Annotated in this window: 20 protein-coding genes; 7 read left to right on the top strand and 13 right to left on the bottom strand. The window is 67.0% G+C overall.

The genetic code is table 11. From position 1 onward, the window contains the following. Position 1: 1 nt before the first annotated feature. Both JHC99_RS03850 and JHC99_RS03845 read right to left on the bottom strand, forming a co-directional pair. Entirely contained in the window at positions 2-346 is a 345-nt protein-coding gene (locus JHC99_RS03850; RefSeq protein ID WP_292152140.1) for a hypothetical protein, read from the bottom strand. After that, the gene (locus tag JHC99_RS03845; RefSeq protein ID WP_292152139.1) at positions 346-1452 is read right to left on the bottom strand and encodes an S-(hydroxymethyl)glutathione dehydrogenase/class III alcohol dehydrogenase; all 1107 of its coding nucleotides are present in this window, start codon (positions 1450-1452) and stop codon (positions 346-348) included. The genes JHC99_RS03850 and JHC99_RS03845 overlap by 1 nt, the downstream gene beginning before the upstream one ends. A 100-nt stretch (positions 1453-1552) precedes the next feature. On the opposite strand from JHC99_RS03845, the gene JHC99_RS03840 reads away from it, so the two are divergent. Then, positions 1553-2263, top strand: coding sequence for an NAD-dependent deacylase (locus JHC99_RS03840; RefSeq protein WP_292152138.1), 711 nt, complete (start codon positions 1553-1555; stop codon positions 2261-2263). Here JHC99_RS03840 and JHC99_RS03835 read toward each other — a convergent pair. From JHC99_RS03835 to JHC99_RS03825, 3 genes are all read right to left on the bottom strand, one after another. Next, on the bottom strand, positions 2260-3024 hold the full coding sequence (locus tag JHC99_RS03835; protein ID WP_292152137.1) for an RNA methyltransferase: 765 nt from the start codon (positions 3022-3024) through the stop codon (positions 2260-2262). The two genes, JHC99_RS03840 and JHC99_RS03835, sit on opposite strands and share 4 nt — an antisense overlap. 128 nt (positions 3025-3152) lie before the next feature. Next, complete coding sequence (locus tag JHC99_RS03830; protein WP_292152136.1) at positions 3153-4592, bottom strand: sulfotransferase; 1440 nt, start codon at positions 4590-4592, stop codon at positions 3153-3155. A gap of 4 nt (positions 4593-4596) precedes the next feature. After that, a complete protein-coding gene (locus JHC99_RS03825; RefSeq protein ID WP_292152135.1) occupies positions 4597-5628 on the bottom strand; it encodes a S1/P1 Nuclease in 1032 nt (343 codons plus the stop codon). Positions 5629-5781: 153 nt separating this feature from the next. Between JHC99_RS03825 and JHC99_RS03820 the strand changes: the two genes are divergently transcribed. Beyond that, positions 5782-7134 carry a M28 family peptidase gene (locus JHC99_RS03820; protein WP_292152134.1) on the top strand — a complete coding sequence of 451 codons (1353 nt, stop codon included), beginning with the start codon at positions 5782-5784 and terminating at the stop codon, positions 7132-7134. A gap of 35 nt (positions 7135-7169) precedes the next feature. On the opposite strand, the gene JHC99_RS03815 is transcribed toward JHC99_RS03820, so the two are convergent. Next, positions 7170-7757, bottom strand: coding sequence for a glutathione S-transferase family protein (locus JHC99_RS03815; RefSeq protein WP_292152133.1), 588 nt, complete (start codon positions 7755-7757; stop codon positions 7170-7172). Positions 7758-7976: 219 nt separating this feature from the next. Here JHC99_RS03815 and JHC99_RS03810 point away from each other — a divergent pair, with 219 nt between their 5' ends. Further along, positions 7977-8603 carry a 3D domain-containing protein gene (locus JHC99_RS03810; protein ID WP_292152132.1) on the top strand — a complete coding sequence of 209 codons (627 nt, stop codon included), beginning with the start codon at positions 7977-7979 and terminating at the stop codon, positions 8601-8603. 1 nt (position 8604) lies between these two features. Here JHC99_RS03810 and JHC99_RS03805 read toward each other — a convergent pair whose 3' ends face one another. Together JHC99_RS03805 and JHC99_RS03800 are read right to left on the bottom strand one after the other, a co-directional pair. After that, positions 8605-8925 (bottom strand): Mpo1-like protein, encoded by a 321-nt coding sequence (locus tag JHC99_RS03805; RefSeq protein ID WP_292152131.1) that lies wholly within the window; start codon positions 8923-8925, stop codon positions 8605-8607. A 43-nt stretch (positions 8926-8968) separates the two neighbouring features. Next, positions 8969-9496 (bottom strand): hypothetical protein, encoded by a 528-nt coding sequence (locus tag JHC99_RS03800; RefSeq protein ID WP_292152130.1) that lies wholly within the window; start codon positions 9494-9496, stop codon positions 8969-8971. 175 nt (positions 9497-9671) lie between these two features. Between JHC99_RS03800 and JHC99_RS03795 the strand changes: the two genes are divergently transcribed. The 4 genes from JHC99_RS03795 (at position 9672) to JHC99_RS03780 (ending at position 13331) form a co-directional block, all read left to right on the top strand. Then, positions 9672-10163, top strand: a complete 492-nt coding sequence (locus JHC99_RS03795; protein ID WP_292152129.1) for a VOC family protein — start codon at positions 9672-9674, stop codon at positions 10161-10163. A 102-nt stretch (positions 10164-10265) separates the two neighbouring features. Continuing rightward, positions 10266-10613, top strand: a complete 348-nt coding sequence (locus JHC99_RS03790; RefSeq protein WP_292152128.1) for a DUF1428 domain-containing protein — start codon at positions 10266-10268, stop codon at positions 10611-10613. A gap of 86 nt (positions 10614-10699) precedes the next feature. Continuing rightward, entirely contained in the window at positions 10700-11653 is a 954-nt protein-coding gene (locus JHC99_RS03785; protein WP_292152127.1) for a GAF domain-containing protein, read from the top strand. A gap of 160 nt (positions 11654-11813) precedes the next feature. Further along, positions 11814-13331: an aldehyde dehydrogenase family protein gene (locus JHC99_RS03780; RefSeq protein ID WP_292152126.1), complete on the top strand. Its 1518-nt coding sequence runs from the start codon at positions 11814-11816 to the stop codon at positions 13329-13331. Between the two features lie 130 nt (positions 13332-13461). Here JHC99_RS03780 and rpoD read toward each other — a convergent pair whose 3' ends face one another. From rpoD to dnaG, 5 genes are all read right to left on the bottom strand, one after another. Continuing rightward, positions 13462-15417, bottom strand: a complete 1956-nt coding sequence (gene rpoD / locus JHC99_RS03775; protein WP_292152125.1) for an RNA polymerase sigma factor RpoD — start codon at positions 15415-15417, stop codon at positions 13462-13464. A 395-nt stretch (positions 15418-15812) separates the two neighbouring features. Continuing rightward, the gene (locus tag JHC99_RS03770; protein ID WP_292152124.1) at positions 15813-16850 is read right to left on the bottom strand and encodes an FkbM family methyltransferase; all 1038 of its coding nucleotides are present in this window, start codon (positions 16848-16850) and stop codon (positions 15813-15815) included. 96 nt (positions 16851-16946) lie between these two features. After that, positions 16947-17348: a PIN domain-containing protein gene (locus JHC99_RS03765; protein ID WP_292152123.1), complete on the bottom strand. Its 402-nt coding sequence runs from the start codon at positions 17346-17348 to the stop codon at positions 16947-16949. 2 nt (positions 17349-17350) lie between these two features. Beyond that, a complete protein-coding gene (locus JHC99_RS03760; RefSeq protein WP_292152122.1) occupies positions 17351-17611 on the bottom strand; it encodes a hypothetical protein in 261 nt (86 codons plus the stop codon). Positions 17612-17651: 40 nt separating this feature from the next. Continuing rightward, on the bottom strand, positions 17652-19471 hold a 1820-nt coding region (gene dnaG, locus JHC99_RS03755), incomplete at its 5' end, for a DNA primase (protein WP_292152121.1).

Here is a 19471-nt window from a genome sequence, read left to right as displayed (position 1 = left end):
GTCACTGTGGCGACTCGTTGAGCTTCACGACAACGAGCGCACTCCATGGCGTTCTACTTTGAGCATAGGTTTGCGTCAGCAAGATCGGTCGAACATAGCGCTCGTAGTTTTCTGTGAAATCGCCACGAAGCAATCGGGCGTCCTTGACGGTGCCGTCCTCACCGACGGTGAGTTCCCAGACCCCGCAACCGGCCGGACTACTGATGCTTTCAAATACCGGCGCAGCGGAGGTCTCACCGGCGCTGACCCTTCTGATGCCGGCGTTGGCCATACGCACCTGCTCATCTGCATCTAGCTCGCAGGCGCCGCCAGAGAACAAGGCTGAGAGCGCGAGCGCGGTAAGCATCAGAATACCACCACCGACCGGATGCTCTCGCCCGCGTGCATCAGGTCGAAGGCCTCGTTGATCCGTTCCAGCGGCAGGGTGTGGGTGATCATGGGGTCGATCTCGATCTTGCCGTCCATGTACCAGTCGACGATGCGTGGCGTATCGGTGCGGCCGCGCGCGCCGCCGAAGGCCGAGCCCTTCCAGACCCGGCCGGTGACCAGCTGGAACGGGCGGGTGGAGATTTCCTTGCCGGCCTCGGCCACGCCGATGACGATGCTCTCGCCCCAGCCGCGGTGGCAGGCCTCCAGCGCCTGGCGCATGACGACCGTGTTGCCGGTGCAGTCGAAGGTATAGTCGGCCCCGCCGCCGGTCAGCTCGACCAGATGGGCCACGACGTCGCTCACATCCTTCGGATTGACGAAATGGGTCATGCCGAAGCGGCGGCCCCATTCCTCCTTGGCCGGGTTCAGATCGACGCCGACGATCATGTCGGCCCCCACCATCTTCAGCCCCTGGATGACGTTCAACCCGATGCCGCCCAGACCGAACACCACGGCATTGGCCCCCGGTTCGACCTTGGCCGTATTGACCACTGCGCCGACCCCCGTCGTCACCCCGCACCCGACGTAGCAGGCGGAGGCGAACGGCGCGTCCTTGCGGATCTTGGCCAGGGCGATCTCGGGCAGGACCGTGTAGTTCGAGAAGGTAGAACAGCCCATGTAGTGGGCGATCGCCTGACCCTTGTAGCTGAAGCGCGACGTGCCGTCGGGCATCATCCCCTTGCCCTGGGTGGCGCGGATGGCGGTGCAGAGGTTGGTCTTGCGGCTCAGGCAGCTTTTGCACTGCCGGCATTCGGGTGTGTACAGCGGAATCACATGGTCCCCGACGGCGACGGATGTGACGCCCGGCCCCACCTCGACCACCACGCCCGCGCCTTCATGGCCCAGGATGCTCGGGAAGATGCCCTCGGAATCGAGCCCGTCCAGCGTATAGGCGTCGGTGTGACAGATGCCCGTCGCCTTGATCTCGACCAGCACCTCCCCGGCGCGCGGCCCTTCCAGATCGACCTCGACGATCTCGAGCGGACGTTTGGCCTCGAAGGCGACGGCGGCGCGGGTTTTCATGGGCGATCCTCGTGTGACTCGAAACCCTTGTAGCGAGCCGAAAGCCGGGTCGGAAGAACCGGCGCTAGAAACCGTCACAGTCGGACGCGATGACGGTCTCATGACCCATCGCAATATCGTTGTTCTCACCGGGGCCGGCATCTCGGCAGAATCGGGCGTGCCGACCTTTCGCGGCACCGACGGCCTGTGGGAGGGCCACCGGTTCGAGGACGTGGCCACGCCGGAAGCCTTCGCGCGCGATCCGGCGCTGGTCCAGCGGTTCTACAATCTGCGTCGCACCGCGCTGCCTACGGTCCAGCCTAACGCCGCCCATCATGCCCTGGCCGAATTCGCCGCGCGGTGGGAGGGCGATTTCCTGCTGGTGACCCAGAACGTCGACGACCTGCACGACCGCGCCCACGCCGACCCCTTGCCCGGCATGGGGTTCGAGTTGATCCACATGCACGGCGAACTGCTGAAGGGACGCTGCACCCGCACGGGCCTGGTCAGCGACTGGCCCGGCGACATGGCCGCCCACGAGCCCTCGCCCGATCATCCGGAGGGTCGGATGCGGCCGCACATAGTCTGGTTCGGCGAGATGCCCCTGCACATGGACAGGATCGAACGGGCGCTGTCGGCCAGCGACCTGTTCGTCTCGATCGGGACGTCGGGCGCGGTCTATCCGGCGGCGGGATTCGTCGATCTGGCGCGCAGGGCCGGGGCGCGCACGGTCGAGATCAACCTGGAACCCAGCCTCGGGGCAGGGCTGTTCGACGAGGGACTCTATGGGCCGGCGACGGAGGTTGTGCCCGGATTTTTCGCAGCGCTCTAGTCTTTCCCGGCCTTCTCCCGCGCCAACCTTTCCAGAACCCGACCCCGCCCCTTCGAAAGCGCCGTGATCACTCCCCGGAAGGTCGCCACCTCCTGCGCCGAGAACGCGGCGCGACCCAGCATGACCCTCAGGTTCTGGCTCATCGAGCGGAACTTCTCGGGCGGATGGAAGAAGCCGGCGGTGTCCAGCTCCTTCTCCAGATGCTCGTACATCCCCAGGGCCAACTCACCCGACGCCGGCGGATCGCCTTCGCGGAAGTTCGGCGGCGGGGCGTCCAGCACCAGCGTTCGCCACTCATAGGCGTTGATGGCCACCGCCTGGGCCAGGTTCAGGCTTTGATGCCGGGGGTCGATGGGGATGGTGACGATGCCGTGGCACAGGGCGATGTCGGTGGTCTCCAGCCCCGCCCGCTCGGCCCCGAACAGCAGCCCGATCGCAAGGCCCGAAGCGCGACCGTCATACAGAACCCGCGACGCCTCGCGCGGGGTGCGCACCGGCTGGCGGGTTTCGCGCGGGCGGGCGGTGGTGGCGAAGACGGTGTTAAGGTCGGCGACGGCGGCCGCGACGCTGTCGAACACCTGGGCCCCCTCCAGCACCCAGTCGGCGCCCGACGCAGTGGCCCAGGCCCGTTCCTGGGGCCAGCCGTCGCGCGGGCTGACCAGCCGCAACCGGTCCAGCCCGAAATTGGCCATCACCCGCGCCACCGCGCCGATGTTCTCGGCCATCTGGGGCCGGTCCAGGATGATGACGGGTGGGGTCAATGCAATATCCGCTCATCCCGGCGAAAGCCGGGACCCAGTTCTGTGGGCGATCGGTACCACCGAGTCGGCCCCGAAATCGATCCCACGCGCCGGTGCCTCGCGAAAGCACTCGCCGGGATGAGCGGAATCTAGTGTTCCAGCGCCGTTCTCAGCCCATCCAGATGCGCCTCATAGTTCCGCCACCGTCCCGACGACTTGCGATAAAGCGGCTGGCGGATTTGCCAGACACTGGCGGTGCGCACCGCCCCGCCGGCCTTGTGGAAGTCCAGCACGGCGTCCTCCCAGTCCAGGCCGCAGTGCGCCAGCACCCGCTCGATCTCCGGTCTCGGATCGGCGACCAGGGCGTCGTAGTCGACCGTCAGGATGTCGGGATACAGCGTCTTCCAGTGCGCCATCAACCGGTCGTGCTGTTTCAGCCAGTGCGCGATGTCGGACAGGTCCGTCGCATGGGCCATCGACCGGTCCAGATGCAGGAACAGGTTGGACAGACAGACGTCCATCGGATCGCGCACCGTGTGGATGATCCGCGCATCCGGGAACATCGCCTTGATCAGCCCGACGTGCAGGAAGTTGTCGGGCCGCTTGTCCGTGACCAGCCCCTCGCCCGGTCGTGCCGCCCGCAGGCCTTCAAGATAGGCCCCCCGCCACCCCTGAACCGTCTCGGCCGAAGCCCCGCCTACCGCCTCCGGATAGGGCGCGATTCCTGCCACCACGCGCGGCAGCAGGGCCAGTTCGCCGCCCGAGATCACACCGGAATGGGCCGCCAGGATGCGCTCGACCAGGGTCGATCCCGACCGGAACATCCCCAGGATGAAGACCGGCGCACCCGTCGAACCGACTGCTTTGGCCGGCGCCGCGTGGGTCGCGATCGACCGGTCGACGAAGGCTTTCTGCGCGGCCCGGTCATAGCGTGCACCGGTCGCCGCGCGGCTGGCGGCATTGGCGTCCGCGTAGGCGGCAAAGGCCCCGTCATACGCCTCGACCTCGTCCAGCGCCCGACCGAGCGCAAAGCCGAGTTCGGCCCGGTCTGCGTGGCTTGCGCCCGGTGCTGCCATCGCCGCCCGCAGCTGTGTGATCATTGGATCCGCCGCATTCTCGAACCGCGTCGCATTGGCCAGCCGCGCCAACGCCAGCGGGGCCTCGGGCGGGGAGGCGACGGCCAGCGCGCGGGAATAGGCCGCCCGCGCCGCATCCCGCTCGCCCTTGTCCTCATGCAGATTGCCCAGGTTGAGCAGGGCGGCCAGATAGTTCGGATCGATCGCCAGCGCCCGATCCAGCTCGAGTTGCGCCGCGTCGGCCTGACCCAGATCGTCTGAATAGATCACCGCCCGGTTCAGATGGACCTCCTCCGGCCCCCGGATGCGGCGATCCAGCGCCTGTTGATAGGACGCCAAAGCCTGGGCCGGTCGCCCCGCCTGCCGCTGCATCAGGGCCAGGTTGAACCAGGTGTCGGGCAGGTCGGGCTTGATCGCCAGCAGGGCGGCATAGGCGTCCGCCGCCTCGCCCGCCCGTCCGGCCGCGCGGTGGCCTTGCGCCTCCCGCAACAGGATTTCGGCTTGTTCGCTCAAGCGATCAGTCCTCGCCGATCATCGACAGCCAGGGGTCGGCCGTGCCGGCCTCGACCTCGGCGACCTTGACGGCCGGCCAGCCGATGGAGGCTTCGCCCGACGCAGCCCAGGCTGCCACCAGCATGTCGCGCAGTTCGCCCGCGCCGGCGCCCAGCCGCTGGTTGACGAACTCGGCACCGCGCGGATCGGTCTCGACGAACCCGCCGGCCTTCTCCAGCCGATAGAAGGGAATCACCGTGCCGAGCGTGCTCTTCATATAGCCGACGACGCGAGGCTTCATCTCGAACGGCTCGGCCGCCGGGGCCGGCATGGCCGCCTCGACCTGATCGAGCCGCGCGACCCGGCGCGCGAAGGCCCCCTCGAACATCCCGTGGGTCTGGCGCGAATTGGTGAAGCCCTCGGGGTTCGGGAAACTGCCCCAGCCATTGTAGTGGATCGACAGGTGATGCGGCTGCGATCCGTCGCCGACATAGTGGGACAGCACCCCGATGTCGCGCAGCGTCAGCGCCTCGCGCCGCACCCGGTCCTCGCGGTACCAGGCGCGTCTGGCGGGATCGGTCTCGCGCTGCTCCATGGCATGGACGACGCGCCAGCCGGCCAGATCGCGCACCACCTGCTGCCAGCCGTCCATGATGGCATAGGGCAGGTATCCCGCGTCATTGACCTTGATCCCGGCGGCCAACAGTTGCGCGTCGTATTCGGACTTCAGCTCGGGCAGGGCGTCGATCGACATGCCGGCCGCGTTCATCACATGGCCGTCGTCGTCCAGATCGACGAAATGGGCAGTGTCGCGCTCGCGGTCGTGCGGCTGGCCCGCGCCCTTCCACCGATCGGGCTCGCGCGACAGCTCGCCGACGTCGGCGATATTGCCGGGATCGCGCAGGAAGGCCGGCAGGGTGTCGGGCAGGGCCCGCATCGCCGCCACCCCGATCAGCCGGTGCCCGGTCGACCCCCAGGCCATGACCTGCATGGCCGATCCGGCCAGGACCGCCACGCAGGCGGTGGCGAGGGCGAGGCGTTTCGTCAGGCGTTTCATGGCGACCGTCCGGGGAGGTGGGGTGTGGCCTGCGCGGTTAAAACCAGGATGCAGCGGCGTCTATCGGTTTCTTGGCGACCGGGGTTCGCGCCGCCGCTTGACGGTTCGGGGGCCGCCGATCAAACCGGGCCAAAGTCCTTCCGGAAACGTCTCATGCTGAACCTCCGTACACTTTTAGTCGCAGGCCTCATCGCCGCCTTCGCCACGGCGGGTCAGGCGCAGGAGGCCTGGACGGTCAAGCCCGCCTGGGTCAGCGCGCATGAGAATTTCCTCGCATCCCCCGCCCTGCGCGGCCGAGGCAGCGCGACCCCGGACGAGGTCGTCGCCGCCACCTATGTCGCCTCGGTGTTCGAGCGATACGGCCTGACGCCCGCCCCCGGCATGACCGGCTTCCTCCAGACCGCGCCCCTGACCAGGTCCACCCCCAGCGGACACGCCACGCTGACGATCGGCGACATGGCGGTCGCGCAAGGCGAGGGGCTGTCGATCCTGTCGGCCTCGGGCACGCGGATCGAGGGTTCGGTCGCGGTCGGATCCGACCCCGCCGCCATGCCCAGGGCCGACATCGTCCTGATCGCTCCACCGGAGGGACCGGGGTTTCGTCCCCTGATGGGGGCGGCGCGTGCGGCGGGCGCAAAGGTCATCGTCCTGCGGGAGACCGACACCCTGAAACAGGCGGCCGCACGCTCGCGTCAGCGCCCGACCTACACCCTCGTCGGTGCTGAGCCCTGGTCACGGCCCGACATCCTGGTGCTGTCGCCTGACGCCTTCGACCGCCTGGCCGCCGCGACCGGACCCGCCGTCCTCGATCCCGGCACGCCGACGGTCGAGGACGCCTCGACCGTCAACGCGATCGGCTGGCTGGAAGGCTCGGACCCCGCCGCCGGCGTCGTCATGATCTCGGCCCATCTGGATCATCTCGGGGTCGTGGACGGCGTCCTGATGCCCGGCGCCAATGACGACGCCTCGGGCACGGCGGCGATCATGGAACTGGCCCATGCCCTGGCGGCGGGCCCGCAACCCAAACGCAGCATCCTGTTCGTCGCCTACGGCGCCGAGGAGATCGGCCTTCTGGGCTCCCAGTATTTCGGTGAGCACCCGCCTGTGCCGCTGGACCGTATCGTCGCCAATCTGGAGATCGAGATGATCGGCAAACAGGACCCCAACCTGCCCGCAGGCGTCATGATGATGACCGGTTTCGACCGGTCCGATTTCGGCCCGCTGATGAAGGCGCGCGGGGCCCTGGTCACGGCCGACCCCTATCCGGAACAGCAGTTCTTCCAGCGGTCCGACAACTACGCCCTGGCTCTGAAAGGCATCGTCGCCCACACCATCTCCGGCTGGGCCACCATCCCGACCTATCACTCGGCCGAGGACACGATCGCCAACCTGGATATCGGCTTCATGACCGCCGCGATCCAGTCCCTGGTCGAACCCCTGCGCGCCTTGGCCGATGGTGCGTTCACCCCCAAATGGGCCGAGGGCGGGCGACCGGTCGAGCGCTAACGGCTCCCTCTCCCTCTGGGAGAGGGAGCATGTCGTCACCAATACGCCCCGATTCCCAATGCCCTCTCGACCCGCGCCACCCACGCCCGCACCCCTGGCCGCGCGGCCAGATCAAAACCCCCATCGCCCGCCATCCGCGTGTAGGCGACCAGCGCGATGTCGGCCAAAGAGACCGCCTCACCGACAAGCCACTCCCTCCCGACCAGCGCCGCGTCCAGGCGGTCCAGTGCGGCGTCGCCTCGCTCCATGATCCGCGCCTCGACCTCGGTCTTGCCAAGGTACAGCCGCTGGAACCGCGCCACCGCCACATAGGGTTCGTGGCTGTACTGCTCCCAGAACAGCCACTCCAGCATACGCGCCCGGTCATAGGGATCGGCCGGGATCAGGTCCGTACCCTCCGCCAGAAGCAGCAGGATCGCGTTCGACTGCGCCAGCGGCCGGCCGTCCTCCAATACAATGACCGGAACCTGCCCCGCACCGCTCATGGCCAGGAATTCCGGTGTTCGGCTACCGCCCGACATGATGTCCACCTCGACCCAGCGATAATCACGCCCCAGCCGGTCCAGCAGCCACTTGACCTTCAAGCAGTTACCCGAACGAATATCGCCATACGCAGTAAGCATCACGTCCTCTCGAAGGTCACAGATCGCACGAATACTGATATCGCCATCTCAAACGATGCCATACCGCGATTCCGCTCTGCTATCGATAAGGGGGACTGATCCGTCGCGGGTGTGGACAGACCGTCGCACCGGGCCGCGTTGCCACATTCTCGACACAGGTTAAAACGACACAGCCGATGCCGCCACGGTACGGGGTCGGCGCCACCGTGAGCCGTGTCCATGCGTTTCGTCGCCGCTGCCGTCGTCGCCTTCTGTGCGTTCGCGCTCCCCGCCATGGGTGAGCCGATCGCCTATACCGAGGTTCTGGCCGCCGAACAGGCTGCCCTTCAAACCCCGGATGCGACGGTTGGTTCCAGCGGCGATGTGGCGGATGCGGGTGTCGAACTCAGCGCTGAACAAGCCGAACTGATGGCCCGCGACGGCGACTGGCGCGCCCATGCCAGCCTGTATCACGCAGGCGGAGGCGGGGCGACCGGCAACGATTCGCTCGGCTGCCGTCCGATCGCGATGCGTACCGTGGCCGTCGATCCGCGTGTCATTCCCCGTCGCACCCGTCTGTTCATCCGCGAGACGGTCGGCATGCGGATGCCCGACGGTACCCTGCATGACGGCTACTGGTACGCCACCGACACCGGCGGGGCGATCAAGGGCCAGCGCGTCGATCTCTATACCGGCCACGGCCGTGGCTCGATGCAGCCGGCCATGCGCTTCAACCAGCGCGCCCTGACGGTGATCAACGCGGGTCGTTTCGACGGCTGCCCGCCCGCCTGGGGTCGCACCGTGCCGGTCACCACCCAGACGGCCCAGGCGTCCGCCTCGGCTCCGATCCAGATGGCCTCGAACTGATCTAGAACTTCCGCTGGCCGGACAGGGTCTCGAACCACATCCGCCAGTCGCCCATCAGGCTCCACAGCGGGTATCTGAAGGTCGCCGGCCGGTTCTTCTCGAAGAAGAAATGTCCGATCCAGGCCGCGCCATAGCCGACCACCGGCATGGCCAGAAGCCACCACGGGTTCATCGTGAACAGGAACCCGACGAACGCCGCCAACACCACGGTCGTCCCCACCACATGGATCCGCCGACACGTCCGGTTGGAATGCTCGTGGATATAGTAGGGATAGAAGGCCTGAAAAGATGCGTAGCGTTCGGGTGCGGGCTGGCTGCTCATGGGCCGATGCTGCGCCCGAATGTCGCAACTGACAAGATCGACCTCACGCCTCCTGGACGGGCTCGGGCCCCAGCAACCGCCGAATACGCGGCCACAGGGTCGACAGGGCCGAGAAGAATCCCACCACCGTCGCCGCCCCCTGGAACAGGGTCCACACCGTCTGGAAGGTCGTGCCGAACACCGCCTGGGACACCGGATACAGGATCTCGCTGATCCGGATCTGGAAGGCGGCATAGACCTGGGAATATTCGATCGACCGGTCGGCCAGAAACGCCGCGACCACCGCTGCCGAAACCGGCCCCCACAGCAAAGGCATCGCCAGCAGGACCGCCAGCAGCACGACCACCAGCTTGGTCCCCAACGTCTCCTTCGACATCAGGCTGACCACGACGCCGACGCCCAGTCCCAGCGCCGCCAGACCCAGTCCGACCGGCAGCACGAGGTCGATGATGACCATCAGGTCGTCGAAAAACACCCCGACCCCGATCGCAGCCCCACTCAGCACGAACGCCGCGACCCACAGCGCCCCGTACTGGCCCAGACGCGTCTTCAGATATCCGATGTTGAACATGGCCGCCTGATCCCCGACCGCCCCCGCCGTCCAGCGCCACCATGCCCCCGGCGCGCGCCGGTGTCGACCGGAAGAACGCGGGTCTGTGGCGAGCGGGGGGAGCACCGGACGGAGAGGCCGGGTTGACGACCTTCCTAAATAACTTCATGGTTAAATACAGCCTGGAGAACTTGCGATGCCCGACAAGATCACCCCCTGCATCTGGTACGACCTGGGTCAGGCCCGCGCCGCCGCTGAATTCTATGTCTCGCTGGGCCTGCCCGACAGCCACGTCGACACGGTCCACGACAGCCCCACCGACAACCCCTCGACCCCTGCGGGCGAGGAGCTGGTCGTCGAGTTCACCCTGGCCGGACGCACCTTCATGGGCCTGAACGGCGGCCCGATGTTCGCCCAGACCGAGGCCGTGTCCTTCATGGTCTACACCGACGACCAGGCCGAGACCGACCGTCTGTGGAACGCCATCGTCGGCAACGGCGGGGCCGAGAGCCAGTGCGGCTGGTGCAAGGACCGCTGGGGCGTCAGCTGGCAGATCACGCCCAGACGTCTGATGCAGTTCCACTCCGACCCCGACCCCGCCCGCGCCAGGGCCGCCTTCGAGGCCATGATGACCATGAAGAAGATCGACATCGCCGCCCTGGAAGCCGCCGCCGACGCGGTATCCTGACGCCTTCGTACAAGACGCCTGCCTGCCGCATCATCCACCCATAGGCGCTCAAGCAGCGAGGCTCCGCGAGCCGAGCGTTAGCGCCTCCGAAGGAGCACCAGAATGCCCTACGTCTCCGGCTTCCTCATCCCCGTAAAGATCGCCGACAAGGCCAAATACATCGCGTCCGCCGAGGCCAGCTGGCCGATCTTCCAAAAATACGGTGCCCTGGAACAGGTCGAGACCTGGGGCGAGGACATCCCGCCCGGCAAGGTCACCGGCTTTGACCTGGCCGTGAAGCTGGAAGAGGGCGAGGCCGTGGTCTTCTCCTGGATCAAATGGCCCGACAAGGCGACCGCCGACGCCTGTTTCGCCACCATGGAAAGCGACCCCGCCTGGGCGAACATGGACATGCCCTTCGACGGCAAGCGCATGATCTGGGGCGGCTTCGGGACGGTGTTCGCGAGCTGAGCGAGGCGCCGCGGGGTCGGTCGGGGTTTACACGGCCACGGATCGGGCCTTTGCTGGCCGATCAAACGAAAAGCCACGGAGCACGCGTGGACGCGAGGGCGGACGCTGACCATCCGGACCGGATCCGGCAGGCGCTGGACGACGAGGCGGGCCCGGCGCGCTCGGCCATCGCCGCGTCCTGGCGGCGGTCCATGACCGTTCACGGACTGGCTCCGGAGGACGGCGGGCGCGCCCGCACCGTCACCGCCGAACGCCTGCGCGAGGCCCGCCAGGCGATGGAGCCCCTGACCCTGGCGGCCCAGCCTGTGCTTGACCGGCTGTTCCTCGCCGTCGGCGATACCGGCTGCTGCGTCCTGCTGACAGACGCGCAAGGGATCGCGGTCGATCGACGCGGTGCTCCCGTCGATGACGAGACCTTCCATTCATGGGGCCTGTGGCCGGGCGCCGACTGGTCCGAGGCCGCCGAGGGGACAAACGGCATCGGCACAGCCCTGGCCGAGCACCGGCCCGTCACCATCCACCGCGACCAGCATTTCCACACCCGCAACACCGGCCTGAGCTGCACGACCCACCCGATTCACGACCATTTGGGACGGCTGGCCGGGGCGCTGGACGTCTCCTCCGCTCGCGCCGATGCGACAGCAATCATGCTGGGCCTGATCTCCAATGCGGTGGGGGACGCCGCTCGCACGATCGAGACGCAAGCGTTTCGCCAGGCTTTCGCCGAAGCCCGCATCGTGCTGGCGGGCGACGGTGCCGAACGTTCGGCGGCCCTGCTGGCGGTGGACCGCGACGACCTCGTCATCGGGGCCACCCGCGCGGCGCGGCAGGCGCTCAAGATCACCGACGCCCGCATCGCCGCCCAGCTTCCGGCCTCGGACCTGCTGGGTCGCGTCCACCCCGCCGATCTGCTCGAAGCCGAACGCGGCGCGGTCCGTCGTGCGCTGGCTCGAACGGGCGGCAACGTCTCCGCCGCCGCGAGGGCGTTGGGCGTCAGTCGGGCGACGATGCACCGGAAGATGAACCGTTTGGGCCTCTGAACCTGCCACGCCGGGGAAAGTCCGGACCTGTCTCACGCTTGCGACAGGTGTGCGCCGCAACATGGTCCGCGCATCTTTCTTGTGACCGTTCAAAGGCGCTCTGTGTCGCCAACGACGACGCCGACCAACCGGCGCGCCTGGAAACGAACGGAGACACCCGATGACCAAGCCCGAATTCATCCGCAGCGTGACGCCCAAGTTCAAGCCCCGGTACGAAAACTTCATTGGCGGTGAATGGGTCGCCCCCGTCGCCGGCCGCTATTTCGAGAATACCTCCCCGGTAAACGGCCGTGTCCTGTGCGAGGTCGCCCGCTCGGACGCCGCGGATGTGGAGCTGGCGCTCGACGCTGCTCATGCCGCCAGGGCAGCCTGGGGCAGAACGTCCGTCACGGAACGATCGATCATGTTGAATCGCATCGCCGACCGGATGGAGCAGAACCTCCAGGCCATCGCCGAGGCCGAGACCTGGGAAAACGGCAAGCCCGTGCGCGAGACGCTCGCCGCCGACATCCCTCTGGCCATCGACCACTTCCGCTATTTCGCCGGCTGCATCCGCGCCCAGGAAGGCGGCATCTCCCAGCTCGACAACGACACCGTCGCCTATCACTTCCATGAGCCGCTGGGCGTCGTGGGTCAGATCATTCCCTGGAACTTCCCGATCCTGATGGCCGCCTGGAAGCTGGCCCCCGCCCTGGCCGCCGGCAACTGCGTGGTGCTGAAGCCCGCCGAACAGACGCCCGCCTCGATCCTTCTGGTCATGGAGCTGATCCAGGATCTGATCCCGGCTGGTGTGCTGAACATCCTCTCGGGCACTGGCAAGGAGGTCGGAGAACCCTTGGCCACCAACCCGCGCATCGCCAAGATCGCATTCACCGGCTCCACCGCTGTGGGCCAGAAGATCATGGAGTACGCGACCCAGAACATCATCCCTGTCACGCTGGAGCTGGGCGGCAAGTCACCCAACATCTTCTTCAAGGACGTGATGGATCACGACGACGCCTTCCTGGACAAGGCGCTGGAGGGCTTCGCCATGTTCGCCTTGAACCAGGGCGAGGTCTGCACCTGCCCCAGCCGCGCACTGATCCACGAGGACATCTATGACGCCTTCATCGAGAAGGCGATCAAGCGGGTCGAGGCGATTGTCGCGGGCGACCCGCTCGATCCTAACACCATGGTCGGTGCCCAGGCTTCGGACGTGCAGCTGAAGAAGATACTGTCCTATCTCGACATCGGCCGCGCCGAGGGTGCCGAGGTGCTGACCGGCGGCGACCAGCCGGAGCTCTCGGGCGATCTGGCCGGCGGCTATTACGTCAAGCCGACCATCTTCAAGGGCACCAACGATATGCGGGTCTTCCAGGAGGAGATCTTCGGTCCAGTCCTGTCGGTCACCACCTTCAAGACGCTCGAAGAGGCTATCGAGATCGCCAACGACACGGAATACGGCTTGGGCGCCGGCGTCTGGTCGCGCGACATGAACACCGCCTATCGCGCCGGGCGTGGGATCGAGGCGGGTCGGGTATGGACCAACTGCTATCATCACTATCCGGCCCACGCGGCCTTCGGCGGCTACAAGAAATCCGGCATCGGTCGTGAAAACCACCGCATGATGCTGGATCACTACCAGCAGACCAAGAACCTGCTGGTCAGCTACAGCCCCGACAAACTCGGCTTCTTCTAGGCGCGGACCCGCGCCCTCCCCGACCTGAGGGCGGCGTCCAGCAAGGACGCCGCCCTTTTTTGGAAGAGAATGGAAAAAGGGCGGCTCCGTCGGAGCCGCCCTTGGGTCGTCTGCGCCGAAAACGCTTGGATCAGCTGTCCAGGAAGGACCGCAGCTTGCGCGACCGGCTGGGGTGTTTCAGCTTCCTCAGCGCCTTGGCCTCGATCTGGCGGATGCGTTCGCGGGTGACCGAGAACTGCTGGCCGACCTCTTCAAGCGTGTGGTCGGTGTTCATGCCGATGCCGAAACGCATGCGCAGGACCCGTTCCTCGCGCGGCGTCAGGGACGCCAGCACGCGGGTGGTGGTCTCGCGCAGGTTCGACTGGATGGCCGCGTCGATGGGCAGGATGGCGTTCTTGTCCTCGATGAAGTCGCCCAGGTGGCTGTCCTCCTCGTCGCCGATCGGCGTCTCGAGGCTGATCGGCTCCTTGGCGATCTTCAGGACCTTGCGGACCTTCTCCAGCGGCATGGCCAGTTTTTCGGCCAGTTCTTCCGGGGTCGGCTCGCGGCCGATCTCGTGCAGCATCTGGCGGCTGGTGCGGACGATCTTGTTGATCGTCTCGATCATGTGGACCGGGATGCGGATCGTGCGCGCCTGGTCGGCGATCGAGCGGGTGATGGCCTGACGGATCCACCAGGTCGCATAGGTCGAGAACTTGTAGCCGCGGCGGTACTCGAACTTGTCGACCGCCTTCATCAGGCCGATGTTGCCCTCCTGGATCAGGTCCAGGAACTGCAGGCCGCGGTTGGTGTATTTCTTGGCGATGGAGATGACGAGCCTCAGGTTCGCCTCGACCATTTCCTTCTTGGCCTGACGGGCCTCGCGCTCGCCCTTCTGGACCGTCTGGACGATGCGGCGATAGTCGTCGATGGGCAGGCCGGCCTCGATCGCCACGGCGGCGACGTCGGCGCGGATCTTGGCGATCTGGACGGCTTCGTTGTCGCTGAACTTGGTCCAGCGCACGCCCATTTCCTTGACCCGTTCGGACCAGTTGGGGTCCAGTTCCGAGCTAAAATAGGCCTTGAGGAACTCGGGGCGGCTGATGCCATAGCTGTCGGCCAGGCGCAGCAGGCGGCCTTCCAGCCCGATCAGTCGCTTGTTGATCGCATACAGCTGCTCGACCAGGGCCTCGATACGGTTGTTGTTCAGCTTGACCGTCTTCAGCCGGTCCGAGATGCCGACCGACAGGGTCTCATAGGCCTTGCGGTCCTTGGCGCTCAGCTCCTCGCCCTTCAGACGCGTCTCGACCAGCCGCTCCTGCAGCTTCCTGAAGGCATCGAAATCGTTGGCGATCGCGTCCAGGATCTCCATGACCCCGTCACGCAGCTCGGCTTCCAGCGCCGAGATCGACATCCCGCCGCCGTCGTCGAAGTCCTCGTCCTCTTCGTCGTCCGTCTCGGGCTTGGGCTCGGCGCCCTCGACGGGTTCGGGGGCGACCACGATCGGCTGGGGCTGACCCGGAATGGGCTGTTGCGGCTGGTTATGGGGCAGGGAGGCAGGGTTGATCACGCCGTAGGTGGCGTCCAGATCGATGACCTCGCGCAGCAGGATGCGGTTGTTGGCCAGTTCGTCGCGCCACACCATGATGGCCTCGAACGTCAGGGCACTTTCGCACAGGCCGCTGATCATCGCATCGCGACCGGCCTCGATCCGCTTGGCGATCGCGATCTCGCCCTCGCGGCTCAGCAGCTCGACCGAGCCCATTTCGCGCAGATACATCCGCACGGGATCGTCGGTGCGGTCATAGGTCGGCTTGGCGTTCTCGGCCGAAATCTCGGTCTCGGCCCGCGTCGTGACCTCGCCGCCGCTCTCGGCTGCGTCTTCTTCCGCCTCGACGACGTTGACGCCCATCTCCGACAGCATCGCCAGGGTGTCTTCGATGGCGTCGGGCGTGACTTCCTCGGACGGCAGGACCTTGTTCAGCTCCTCCATCGTCACATAGCCGCGCGCCTTGGCCTGCTTGATGAACTTCTTGACCCCGGCATCGGTGAGGTCGAGCAGCGGCCCGTCCGTCGTGGCTTCGGTCTGTTCCTGCGTATCCGTCATGAAGTCTCAAATCTCCGTGTCCGTGGCGATCTGGCGACCGATCCGGACCTGAATGCCAAAGGCTGACCCCTGGCAAAATTGCAACGCCTGCGAAAAAGACAACGCGCCCGGCCACCGTTTGTTACGGCGACCGTCCGGATCGGCCTCATTCGCTTCTTTGGTCAGGTTTGTCACAGCCCGCCGCACGCCGCCCCCAGCATGCTGCAAGCGGTGACGGTCGCGCCCGTCAGGGCCGCCGTGACGGTTCGGACCTCAGCCATCGGCGAGGGGCGCTGCTGCGGCCAGGAAAGGCGCGCCGGACGATGCCGCCGCCTTCTCGACCTCGCGCACGAATGCAGGATGATCCGAATGCGCCAGATGGCGAGCGACCGCCGTCCTGTCAAGGGTTGCAGGCGTCAGACCCGGTCGAGGCGCGGATTGGTCCAGACCTGTCCGCCGTCGCGTGTGGTCCAGCCGGTGATGTCGGCGATCTCGGTCCGATAGCTGAACTGGCAGGGCCGCTCGCGCACCAGGGTCCAGCCCCGACCGTGCAGCAGGTCCAGCAACTCGCCCTCGATCCGGCGGGAATGGGTGCCGATGAACAGGGTGCGCACCCGGGCGTCCAGCAGGTCGATGTTGGCGCTCAGCAGCCGCCCCTCGGTACCCTGGATGTCGACATGCAGAAGGTCGGTGATCCCCTCGGCCAGCACCTGATCCAGGGTGTAGGCGGTGACCGCCTCGTGCTCGACTTCGCGGCCGATGTAGTCGTGATCCCGCGCCGTCTCGACGGCCTGGCTGCCGTTGTCGTTCAGGCTGTGGACCTTGGGGAAGTACAAAGTGCCCGCCTCGGTCGCGATGGCACCGTGGACCAGGTTCAGCTCGGCGTTCTCGGCCGACACGCCGTTTGTGGCCAGGTGGTACTGGATCTGTTCGAAATGCAGGTGGCTGGCCTCGACCGCCGTCAGGCGAACCCGCGGCATCCCGCGATGGCGCGCCTCGACCGCCGCGGCGCAGACCCAGGGTCCGAACGAGGCACCCAGTTCCGCGATGGTGAAGCTGTCGGGCCCGGCCCGGTCGAAGGCGTGCAGCAGGGCGAAATATTCGATCGCCTCGGCGCGCAACTGGTCGTCGGGGATGGGCAGGTCGTCGAACACGGCCCCGTCGTGCCAGGCGGCCCAGGGATGCAGGCCCGTGGCCGTGCGCGTGCCCAGGAAGTCGGTGATCGTGCCGGGTTGCGCCGTTGAGGACCGACGGGCGCCCTGGAACAGGGCGATGTCCTCCTCTTCCCACCCGCCGTAGAAGTCGTTCGGGTGCTCGCGCCGGAATTCGACGGCCGACTGGACGCGCGGGGACAGGGGGCTGGTCCCGGGGACGTCCGTCACGGCCTGCGGCACCGGTTCGGCCGGTGTCACGGGCGTCTCGGCGGTAAGGTGTCTGCGAAGGCGACGAAACATCCGGAAATCCAGGCTCGACGCCGGTCGAAAAGGCGAGACCGGCGCGTCTTCCTTACAATCCCGCGCGGGTTGCGAGCTACCGTAAATGTCGCGATCTCAGCCCTCGCGCAGCCAGTTCTCGACACGCAAGCCCGGCACGCGCCGAAACTCGCCGTCGTTATCGGTGACCAGGATGCAATCCAGGGCGAGTGCGTGGGCGGCGATCAGAAGATCCATCTGGCCGATTGTACGGCCGCGACTTTCTATGTCTGCGCGGATCATTCCATAGATGGCCTCGGCGGGAGAACCGAAAGGAATAACCACCAAGCTTTCCAAAACCGCCTCCACTCTTGAGGTCAGCCGAGCCGATTTCCGTTTGGCGAGGCCATACCGAAGCTCGGCCGCGACAACCACACTTGTGCAGATCATCGTCCGACCGACCAGATCGACGCGAACGCCGATGGCCCCCGCCGGCTCGCGGACCATTGCCGACACGGCATTCGTGTCGAGCAGATACAAGGTCAAAGATCGAAGGGACGGGGCGGTGAATCCAGAATTTCTGGCATACACTCGTCATCGTCGAGGGGGCCTTCAGCGGCCCACTGTGCGAGCAACTCGCTCAGCGACGGTTTTGCAGCCCCGAGTTCCGCTGGCTCGATGATCAGCCGCTCGCCGTCCTGTCGCATCACGGCGTTGTCGCCCGGCAGGGTGAATCCTGCGGGAATATCGACGGCGTGGCCGTCACCATGGCGGAAGAGTTTGACGGGCTGCGATCCATCCATGGCTGCACGCTAGCACAGCCGGCTGATCCCGAAAACGCCGTCAGCCCGCGCCCCAGATCTCCCCCGTCCGGACCGCACGGCGCAGCGCATCGCGTTCGGCCTTCAGGCGGCTGAAGGCCGGGGCGTCGAAGGTCTGGTCGGCACCCGACTTGGCCGAGGCCAGGGCCTGTTCCAGCGCCGCGACCCGGGTCAGGGCCTCGAACCCCTGAGCCCAGCTCAGGCGGGCGTCGGCGGTGCTGGACGTGGCGTCCAGGAACGGCGCCCCCGACTTGGCGGCCGCCTTTTCGACTTCGCGCAGCAGGTCGTCGTGGCCCGAGGCCGACAGCCGCCGCCGCAGCAGGGCGGAATCCATCGCCGCATCGGAGAACCTCAGCCGCACCAGCTCATGCGCCAGCCCGTCCAGCGCCGCATCGCCGAACCCGTGTGAGGAGATGGCCTCCAGATGGTCGTCCATCCGCTCGGGGTCCTCGATGGCCCCGTGCGCCAACGCCGCCGCCACCGGCTCGATCGAGCGCGACAGCGACTGCATGGCCTGCGCCCCCTCCGACGTCTGGCCCAGTTTCGGCGGCGGGCCCGGTCGCCAGCGTCCGCCGGCTGGTTGCGGCCGCGCCTGTGGCGCCGTCCGGCTGGGAAACAGGCCGTCGAACCGGTCGAACATCTCGTGCCGGTACTGTTCGGCCAAATCCTTGTCCTGGATCAGGGCCGCCGCCGCCCGCAGCCGGCCCTTCAACCCCGCGCGCCGTTCGGGCGTATCCAGCGGCTCGACCTCGACCTCGCGCCGGAACAGCATCTCGGCGAACGGCCGTGTCTCGCCCATGGCCTGACGCAGGGCCGGCGCCCCCTTGTCCCTCAGGATGTCATCCGGATCCTGCCCGCCTTCCAGCAGGGCGAACCGGAAGGATCGGCCGGGCTTCAACAGGGGCAATGCGCGCTCGATCGATCGGAACGCCGCCCTCTGGCCCGCCCCGTCGCCGTCGAAACACAGCACCGGCTCGGACGACGTCCGCCACAACAGGGCCATCTGATCTTCGGTCAGGGCCGTGCCCATCGGCGCCACGGCCGGCAGGCCCGCCCGCTGACAGGCGATGACGTCCATATATCCCTCGACGACGATGATCGCCGCCTTGCCCTTGGACTCGGCCCCCAGAATGCGCCGCGCCTCGGGCAGGCCGTAGAGGGTCGCTCCCTTGTGAAACAGCGGACTCTCCGGCCCGTTCAGGTATTTGGCCCGGTCGTCGGGGTTCATGGCCCGGCCGCCGAAGCTGACGATCCGCCCACGCGCGTCCAGGATCGGGAACATCAGCCGGTCGCGGAACCGGTCATAGGGCTGACCGCCGCCTTCGGGAGAAATCAGCATCCCCATCTCGACCAGGTCGCCGGGCTTGGCCCCGCGCTGCACCAGCGCGCTTTTCAGCCCCTCGCGGTCGTTGGGCGCATAGCCCAGGCCGAACCGCTCCCACTGGTCCTCGGGCAGGCCGCGCCGCTCCAGATACTCGCGCGCCGCCTTGCCCACCGACCGGCGCAGATTGGCCGCGAACCATTTCTGGGACAGGTCCATCCAGTCCGACAGGCCCTGGCGCTTCTGCTCGCGCTCGGCGGCCTGCGGGTCCTCCGCCGGCATCTGCATCCCGGCCTCGGCAGCCAACCGTTCGACGGCCTCCGGGAAAGACAGCCGCTCGGTCTCCTGCAGGAAGCTGATGACGTCGCCGTGCTTGCCCGAAGAGAAGTCGTGGAAGAAACCCTTGTCGTCGTTGACGAAAAACGACGGCGACTTCTCCTTCGAGAAGGGGCTCAGGCCCACCCATTCCCGTCCCTGACGCTTGAGCTTCACCGACCGCCCGATCACGTCGGACGGGCGAA

This window comes from Brevundimonas sp., assembly GCF_016463485.1.
Classification (GTDB): domain Bacteria; phylum Pseudomonadota; class Alphaproteobacteria; order Caulobacterales; family Caulobacteraceae; genus Brevundimonas.
Note: the sequence above shows the minus strand (reverse complement) of the source record. Positions and strands in the feature narration are given on the sequence as shown.

What these genes read in the sequence shown, in the direction of transcription:
- JHC99_RS03800 (WP_292152130.1), bottom strand. Translation starts at nt 9,496, where the DNA reads ATGTTCAACATCGGATATCTGAAGACGCGTCTGGGCCAGTACGGGGCG.
- JHC99_RS03845 (WP_292152139.1), bottom strand. Translation starts at nt 1,452, where the DNA reads ATGAAAACCCGCGCCGCCGTCGCCTTCGAGGCCAAACGTCCGCTCGAG.
- JHC99_RS03820 (WP_292152134.1), top strand. Translation starts at nt 5,782, where the DNA reads ATGCTGAACCTCCGTACACTTTTAGTCGCAGGCCTCATCGCCGCCTTC.
- JHC99_RS03840 (WP_292152138.1), top strand. Translation starts at nt 1,553, where the DNA reads ATGACCCATCGCAATATCGTTGTTCTCACCGGGGCCGGCATCTCGGCA.
- JHC99_RS03815 (WP_292152133.1), bottom strand. Translation starts at nt 7,757, where the DNA reads ATGCTTACTGCGTATGGCGATATTCGTTCGGGTAACTGCTTGAAGGTC.
- JHC99_RS03805 (WP_292152131.1), bottom strand. Translation starts at nt 8,925, where the DNA reads ATGAGCAGCCAGCCCGCACCCGAACGCTACGCATCTTTTCAGGCCTTC.
- rpoD (WP_292152125.1), bottom strand. Translation starts at nt 15,417, where the DNA reads ATGACGGATACGCAGGAACAGACCGAAGCCACGACGGACGGGCCGCTG.
- JHC99_RS03790 (WP_292152128.1), top strand. Translation starts at nt 10,266, where the DNA reads ATGCCCTACGTCTCCGGCTTCCTCATCCCCGTAAAGATCGCCGACAAG.
- JHC99_RS03825 (WP_292152135.1), bottom strand. Translation starts at nt 5,628, where the DNA reads ATGAAACGCCTGACGAAACGCCTCGCCCTCGCCACCGCCTGCGTGGCG.
- JHC99_RS03770 (WP_292152124.1), bottom strand. Translation starts at nt 16,850, where the DNA reads ATGTTTCGTCGCCTTCGCAGACACCTTACCGCCGAGACGCCCGTGACA.
- JHC99_RS03850 (WP_292152140.1), bottom strand. Translation starts at nt 346, where the DNA reads ATGCTTACCGCGCTCGCGCTCTCAGCCTTGTTCTCTGGCGGCGCCTGC.
- JHC99_RS03780 (WP_292152126.1), top strand. Translation starts at nt 11,814, where the DNA reads ATGACCAAGCCCGAATTCATCCGCAGCGTGACGCCCAAGTTCAAGCCC.
- JHC99_RS03810 (WP_292152132.1), top strand. Translation starts at nt 7,977, where the DNA reads ATGCGTTTCGTCGCCGCTGCCGTCGTCGCCTTCTGTGCGTTCGCGCTC.
- JHC99_RS03795 (WP_292152129.1), top strand. Translation starts at nt 9,672, where the DNA reads ATGCCCGACAAGATCACCCCCTGCATCTGGTACGACCTGGGTCAGGCC.
- JHC99_RS03760 (WP_292152122.1), bottom strand. Translation starts at nt 17,611, where the DNA reads ATGGATGGATCGCAGCCCGTCAAACTCTTCCGCCATGGTGACGGCCAC.